The organism is Nonomuraea sp. 10N515B (assembly GCF_052245915.1).
Lineage (GTDB): Bacteria > Actinomycetota > Actinomycetes > Streptosporangiales > Streptosporangiaceae > Nonomuraea.
The window spans coordinates 1-582 of sequence record NZ_JBQQBQ010000228.1; the positions used below are offsets into that span (position 1 = coordinate 1).

Sequence of the window (582 nt, forward strand, 5' to 3'; positions counted from 1 at the left end):
TCACCAAGCCGGACCGCACCCAGTTCTTCTTCGACGAGGAGGGCTTCCAGTCCGCGATCGTCGACAAGAACGGCAACACCATGGCGTTCACCTACGAGCGCCGCCACTCCAACAACAAGCCCACCAAATTCCTGCAGTACATCACCGACGCCGCCGGACGCCAGACGCTGACCTTCGACTACTTCAAGAAGGGCCAGGACTACAGCTACATCAACGACGCCGGCCAGCAGGTATCGGACACGAAGCTGACCAACCCGCACATCATCGACAACGTCGAGTCGATCATTGACATCGCCGGCCGCACGGTCACCTTCGCCTACACCGACAAGGGCCTGATGGCCAAGATGGTCGACGGCGCCGGCGACGACGGCGCGAAGACGTTCGGGTTCACCTACGACGCCACCCAGGGCACCAAGAACGTCAAACTGGTCAACGTCACCGACCCGCGCGGCAATAGCACCAAGCTGGCCTACTACGAGGCGACGACCGACCCCAAGGACAAGTGGGAGCTCGAAACCCTCACCGACCGGCTCGACGGCATCACCCACTTCGACTACGTCGACCCCGACGGCCCGCAAGGCG

Annotated in this window: 1 protein-coding gene; it reads left to right on the forward strand. The window is 62.5% G+C overall.

The window, feature by feature from the left end; genetic code table 11:
• Nucleotides 1-582, forward strand: a 582-nt coding sequence (locus tag ACTWQA_RS59180; RefSeq protein WP_443167531.1) for a hypothetical protein, incomplete at both ends; no start/stop codon positions are given.